At 61.2% G+C, this 6827-nt stretch carries 3 protein-coding genes; 1 reads left to right on the forward strand and 2 read right to left on the reverse strand.

Annotation, left to right across the window (positions count from 1 at the left end):
* Window positions 1–283, forward strand: a 283-nt coding sequence (locus tag AC30NL_RS18465) for a hypothetical protein (RefSeq protein ID WP_489465450.1), incomplete at its 5' end; no start/stop codon positions are given.
* Window positions 284–350: 67 nt separating this feature from the next.
* On the opposite strand, the gene dsr1 is transcribed toward AC30NL_RS18465, so the two are convergent.
* Together dsr1 and AC30NL_RS18475 are read right to left on the reverse strand one after the other, a co-directional pair.
* The gene (gene dsr1, locus AC30NL_RS18470; RefSeq protein ID WP_489465451.1) at window positions 351–4232 is read right to left on the reverse strand and encodes an anti-phage defense-associated sirtuin Dsr1; all 3882 of its coding nucleotides are present in this window, start codon (window positions 4230–4232) and stop codon (window positions 351–353) included.
* Window positions 4233–4675: 443 nt separating this feature from the next.
* On the reverse strand, window positions 4676–6331 hold the full coding sequence (locus tag AC30NL_RS18475) for an amidohydrolase family protein (protein ID WP_489465452.1): 1656 nt from the start codon (window positions 6329–6331) through the stop codon (window positions 4676–4678).
* Window positions 6332–6827: the final 496 nt, after the last annotated feature.

Below are 6827 nucleotides of genomic sequence, written 5' to 3' on the forward strand. Positions count from 1 at the left end.
ATACCGGCCGCTGGTGTCGCGATCTCGTCGGCGCCGCAACGACCGGAATGCAGCCGAGACCGTGAGTTCAGCGTGTGGCCACCACCGACCGGTAACGCTGCACACTCGACATCGACCGCGTCAGTTCGAACGCCACAGCGGTCCTCCGATATTGGGCGGCAGCTATGCGCCGCAGACCTGCCGTTTGGCGCCGTCGGCTGGCCGATCCCTGACGGCCAACAGGCGACTCTCGGGCTCGCTGCCCAGCGGACCGGTGCCAGGCCGGAAGCAGACACCTGAGTAGTGGCGGCTGGGCACGAGCTTGCCAAGCGGCTTGCATAATGCCCTCAGCCAATTGCGATCTGAGTTGCTCACGATGCCTCGCCTCGTCTCCGCGCGTACTCAAAAACTCGCAGGTAGTGGGCATCTTTTGCCAGCTGTGGCGCAGCACTCAGGATCTCGTCGAGGCATTGCCCCAGTTCCAGCGGCGCCCACTGTTGATCGGCAATCACCGCACCCAACAGACGGATCGCATCCGCTGGGAATCGGCTGCACAGGCCTGATTCGTGCAGCAAGTGCACGACGTAGTGCGGGCGCTCAATCGGTTGAAGCCAGTCTTGCACTGCAGCCAAAGCTGCTGAGTGTTCGCCTCGAGCAGCAATGATCAGCCGGGCCAATGATTCGGCGATTCGGGGCGTAGCCAGGTCGCGTGACTTTGGCCAAACGTGGTGCCAGAACGGCTGAACACGGTTCTTCCAGTAGTCCTCCCGCTGGTCGGCAGCTCCTTCAAGTGCCTGAGACAGCGCCTGTGCGCATTCCTCCAACCCTTCTTGAGGCAGTGCTCCAATCGCGGATCGAAACTCATCCACGGTATAGCCCTCGGTCGGCCCGAGCGCTGCGTATGTCAGGAAGGCTGCGAACTGATGGCGGTGTTCGCCTAGCTCAACGTAGTGGTTTGCGGTCTCGAGGAACTGCGGTTTGAATGCAATCATCAAAGGCTGGTACAAGCGTGGCGACCACAGGAAACCTTCCCAAACCGCCTTCGCTTCACCGGGGTTGTCCCAATTGAATAGGGGCAACAGGTATTGCTCGGTCCAAGTTCTGTCCACGCGGAAGAGCGCAATTAAGCTCGAACCCAGCATCACTCGGCCGTGGCGGAACCGGCCTACCCGCACATCGCAGACTTCCTCGAAGAAGGGCTTGATGTCCGTTGGAAGCCGATCGTCGTCGTTCGGGTTTCGCCTGAACCAAAGATTGATCAACGCCTGCGTAGCATGCCCAACCGGATGACTGATGGCTTCGCTAACAGGCTGGTCAATCGGTTCCCCATTGCGAGTTATCCCGGAGTCTGCTTCGAGGGGCAGAGCTAGAACTCGACGGCACAGGTTCAGCAGAATTTCCTCGTGTTCATTAATCGACTTTGAAACGGTCTCAATCCACCACGTCACACCGTGGGCATTCTCCTGAAGGATGGCGTCGGGCATGGTTTGCACCAGATGCGCGGCGTATCGCCAGGACCGCAACACCATGCCTTCTTCGCCCCAGGCCTGCAGGGCCTCACGCCATCGGTCAGCGAGCCATACGCCGTCCCGTGCCAGATCGCATAGCGCGTACAGACTGTGAAAAAAGCGGGTTCGGCAGACGTTGCGCCACGTGTCTTCGTAGAAGGGTCGCCGTTCGGGCTGCGCCTTTGTGAGCCATTGAACAAGCTCACGGCGCTTTCGAGGCGCGATGTCGACATCTCGGCTGTCTTCATAGTCCGGATCGCCAGTGCCGCTCATCCAGTGGGAAAACTCATCACGCTCGTTGGCTGCCAACTGCCATTGCGGATACGCATGGGACAGCTCCACCAAGCCCGCCGCTGCGGGTGCCCCGAGGGTGATGCCCGATGCGTTCAGTTTGGCCAGATGTAGCCAGACTGAACGAACTACGAAGTCTTGCCACCGCTCTGGTTCCAGATCATCCGGGCACATCTCGCGGGGAGGGCCGACCAAGATGGCTCGCTCCAGACGTGTCTGAGTGCCCTCTGCCAATTGCCGCCCTTGCAGAACGAACAGTCTGAACACCTCCCGCCCTGTATCCGTGGACCAAAGCCACCAAGCGCTATCGACCAGCAGCCAATCCACCCATTGCTCGGGTGCGATGCAAGCCTCGTGGCTGGCGGCAAACAGGGCTAGGCGTTTGAAGGTGGGATACGGGAACTCGAACCAATCATGGGCAATCCGTGTGGCACGAGCACTGTCATTGCCGCGAAGCGCTAGCCACGCATCGCGGAGCACTTCGATCAGGCTCACCCAGTCACGTAACCCCCGGTTCTGCCAGTGCGGAGCAATGGAAGGCAGATCCCAGTAGGATCGGTCGTTGTGGTGGTCGGCCTCACCCAGTTCGCGCAACAGGTCCAGCGCATCACGCAGCAGTTGCTGAAAATCCTCCAGCAGTTGCGGCAAGGCGGATATCCAGTGCTCGTCGGCAAGGTCGCGCAGGGCCGAATGCACATGATCGGCTGCAAGCACGAGTTCCCAGTTCACCAGTTGCCGTAAGCGCGTGGGTTTGTCCGCGCTCTCTTCCTCGTCGCCCCAACGAAACGGCTTTTTCAAGGCCACCTGAGGGGCGAGTAGCTCGCGCAGCTCCAGGCGCAGCGTGGTGGTCAGTCCCTCCCGCTTCAACCGCCCTTTCCAGCGATAGAGATCGGGACCGCGCCACGGCGTTTTTACCCGGCCGGTGCGCAGCAGACGCCACAGCGTGCGCATCAAGGGGCCAGGAATGGCCATGGGCGCCTGTGAGCGGATTTCATCCAGTTCGGTGGTCTTGCCGTCACGCTCCAGCAAGGCAAAGCGGTCGAGTTCGTGCTCTATCAGCCCTGGCCAGCGGTCATGCAACTGACCACCACGTTGAGCGATCCAGATGATCAGCCTCGGGTCATTCAGATGGCGCGTGAGCCAGCGGGCTAGCTGGAACATCACGTCGTCCCACTCGGTGCCGCTGATGCCGCCGGATACCAGCAGCATCAGCGGTGCGCGGTCATAGGGCGCTGGCCGGCGAATCAGGCTGAAGCGTAATTTTGCGTCTACCTTCTCGCGTGGAGCCACGTCGAAGCGGGCGAGATCGCCGTGCTGAAAGTGTTCGTCCGAGAAAGCTTCCAGCAACCAGTCCAGCGAGGGGACAGGGTTGAAGTCGGCAAAGCGTTTGGCCGGCAGCCCTGATTTGTCAGACAGGGCCCACAACATCCGGCCCACGAAATTGTCTTGCTGTGTGCTTGCTGAAGGCCTTGCCAGAGCGTGACTGATGACGATGCGCTCCTTGCCTAGTACGCCGTCGCGGTAGATGTTCGCCCAGCCATGCAAGGTTTTGTGCAACAGATCATGGCTGCCGACGCGCACCCCGTAGAGAATGGGCGTAACACCCTTGGCTTCCCATTCGATGGTCTTGCGGTGTTCCTGACCCGGCTCGCAGTCGGCCAACGCCCAGGCTTGCGGCGTGACTTCGCCCAGCATCCGGTCGGCTGCCAGCGCATCCATCATGTAACGCAGCACCGGATCGTTGATGCTGTAACCCACGAAGCAAACCACGTAGTTGCGGAACAGCTCGCTCACGAAGCGGGCTGCCCAACGTTCGGTGAGGTAGGCCATGCCGAAATCGCCACTGGTGACCACCAAACGGTTGAGGGCCGTGTCGTCCGCCTTTTCGGGAAGCACGCCATGCAAATAGACCAGCCCGTTCCAGCGGCTGTTCTTCGGGATCGGCAGCATTGGTGCAGAATATTCTTGGAATGCTTGGCCGGTACGCTTGGCCGCCGTATGAAACACGCGGTCGAAGTTGGTGGTGACTAGGCGCAGCGCACCTTCACGGCTGCGAGCCAGCCGCAATAGTGCCGCCTGCGTTTCAGTGGCGCCTTTGCGGCGCAAATTCGGCTTCAATGCTTCGGCCAGCTTGCGGCGGACGGCAAGGCGCTGTCCCGGCAACCGACGCTCCAGCAGATCGAGCGTCGCGTCGAACTGCCCTCGGTGCAATGCCTCGCGCTCGATCTCCGAGGGCGCTGTGCCGTTCAGCCGGTAGATTGCCTCCACCAGCCCCTTGAAGCCTGGCAGTCCGGCGGGGTAGGAAATGCCTGCACCGCAGAAAAACACCACGCGGCCTTCCTGGTGCGCCTGCAGGAGCGCATCGGAAATGTCAGGCCCATTGGTGATGAACTGCATCAACTCTCCTACCGCGGTTGCATCTTCTTCTGACCAATGCAGCTGAGACGTCAGCATGTTGCCATGCTTGGTCGACTCGCTCGAGGCGACACATACCCACCGTTCAGCCGGTGCCAACCACATCGGTTTGCGTCTGCTTTCGATCAAAGCTGACCACAACGCCAGCCGGCCGAAAGACCGCACCGGGTCGGTCTTGATCGGTCGCACCGCTCAGTCGGTGCGCCCAAACCTGACTGTCAAGTTGAGTGGCATGGAACCTATCGTTCCCGGCTCTCAGCACTCGGCCAATTCCGGTCATATGAATGGCCAGGGAATTGCCAAGCCAAAAAGACCGGTCTCAAAGTACAGCCGACATTGGCCGACGCCCACTCGGAGGTCCTCTTTCTACAAAGCGGGCGTTCACCGCCTGGGACTTCGGTCGGCACCTGTCAGTCCCCAGTCTTGTGGTTGTCAACCGGCACCATGCGGACATCGTTCAGGCGGTCGTCACAGGTTCGGCGTCAGCCGACCGCCACCAGATTGGCCCTCGAGTAGCAGCGCTGCGCGTTCAGACCGAACAGGTCTTCGGGTGCAATGGGAAGGCCATTCGTGCTGGCCAGGATCTCGAAGGGGTAGTCGCCCCAATCTCGGCGGGTCGACAACATGAACCAGTCGCTGCCGTACATCACACGCTTGTTGACGCCCGGCCGCTTCAGTGCGTCTTCCAGCCTCGTCTTGGCGGCCTCGCACGTGGTTGCACTGGCTTGCCCACACTGCAGCTCATCCCAGAATCCGATGTCGCCGTAGATGCGCTCGCCGCCCTTCTGTGTCATCAGGTCTGCGAAGTCGGCTGTCCACGTCGTGCCGGGTCCTCCGCCGCCAAAATGGCCCAGGTTCACCGGCGGCGAACCGCGTTCGTTGAACCGAGCCACGAGTGCCCTCCAGCCAGCTGGTCCGCCGAGCCTGTCGAACTCAAAATCCTTTCCGGACGATTGATTGGTGTGCGCCATCACGGGAACGTTGAGTTCTGTGCACTTCTCCCAGAGCTTTTCGAGCCTCGTGTCAAGGTCCGCAAACGAAGGGCCAAGGCTTGGCGAGCCGGTGCGGGTCTTGTTGCCATAAGGGTAGAAGCCGTTGGGTGGATAAATCTTGACGCCGACAAAGCCGCGCTTGGTGACGGCATCGACGACTCGTTCAAGTGCGGCGCCGTCGTCTCGGACGTCGGTCCAGGGGTTGTAGGCGACAAGGGGACGCATGTATCCGCCAGTGAGCGCGCTCAGCAGTTGATGCAGCTTGACCTGGTCGTCATGGCCCGACCGCGGAGCGCAGTCGAGCCAGGCGTCGAAGTCGACTAGGGCGCCAACCGCGTGGTCGATGCCGAAGGCGCCCTCGGTGAGGCTGTAGACCTCAGCGTAGTCTCCGATGTTGTGCCACCGTGGCGACAGCATGTGATTGATGAACGCCAGGAAGCCATCGGCATACGGTGTCGAATCAACGATGCGTTTCTGCGCAAGTGAGAGTGTCTTGTTTCGGCTCGACTCCGTGCTGGCATTGGCCGCGTCAAAGAGCGACCTTGCACCGAGCCGCGACGTTTCGTTGGAGCGGAGAAGTGACTTGACCTCGGGCGACTGAAGCGCCTTGATGTCGTTGTACTGCTGCTCAAACCGGGAGCCTTTGACAATGCGATAGAACTCCTGGGACCGCGTGGCGCGTTCCTCAACGATCGCCGCCTTGGACAAGGCAGACATGCTGGGCTGCTTCTTGTCGACGTTGGAGCCGGCGAATCGGTCAACGAGGTCCCTGAACTCTACGGCTGCCGTCGGTGCGAGCGTGACCAGTTCATCAGCGAGCGGTGCGAGCGATTCAGCCAGAGCCTTCAGGGGCCCAGGCAGGTCATGCGCGACCGGGCCCGCAAGATAGCCCTTGACTGGAACATCGGTGCCGTTGAAGAAATGCGTGTGAGCGTCGATGCAGAGCTTGGGCGCGCCGGCAGACTTTCGGACACTTGGTTTCAGCGGTGTGCCTACCGTCGGGAAGTCGCCGCCGATTGAGGGCGTGGCGAAGGGGCGCATGGAGCAACATCCTGCGAAACCGGTCATGCCACCTGCGGCCAGAAGCAGCTGCAGCGCGCCGCGGCGTGTCGGCCGATGAAGTTGAGCATTGCTGGAACTGGACATGATGACCTCCCGTGACTGTCGTTGGTGAGCGGCCTTCTTAGCCGAGGGGCGAATGTACCCCTCGCAATTCGACGGGGGCGCGTGGGGGAGCGCGGTGGGACGACTGGCGCACAGGCTACCACCTCCCCGCGGGCGGCGCAGCGGTTTCAGCGCAGACGACCAAACGATCGATGCGGAGCGGGCGCATTGGGAGTTGTTTAGGTGATTAGCGATGATCCTCAGCCGGTGGCTCACCGGGTGCGGGGATGATGGATTTGGCAAGCATAGGAGGTCGATCATGCCGAAGAATCGGGTTCAGTTCCAGAAGGAGTCTTGTCCAACGAGGTATGAGCCTGGGGTCGAAGGCGAGATTCCAGTGAGGAATGAGCCTGGAGGGGGTCTGGGTGAGGCGAATTGGTGGCTGAAGGGCAGCCTGCCGGCGCGGCGAGTCGATCATCGAACGGATGGTGATCGACATGAACGAAGCGCAGGTGCGCACCTTGGAGCAGGTGCGTCA

Source organism: Rhizobacter sp. (assembly GCA_021153565.1).
GTDB lineage: Bacteria > Pseudomonadota > Gammaproteobacteria > Burkholderiales > Burkholderiaceae_C > Albitalea.

What these genes read in the sequence shown, in the direction of transcription:
- dsr1 (WP_489465451.1), bottom strand. Translation starts at nt 4,232, where the DNA reads ATGCTGACGTCTCAGCTGCATTGGTCAGAAGAAGATGCAACCGCGGTA.
- AC30NL_RS18475 (WP_489465452.1), bottom strand. Translation starts at nt 6,331, where the DNA reads ATGTCCAGTTCCAGCAATGCTCAACTTCATCGGCCGACACGCCGCGGC.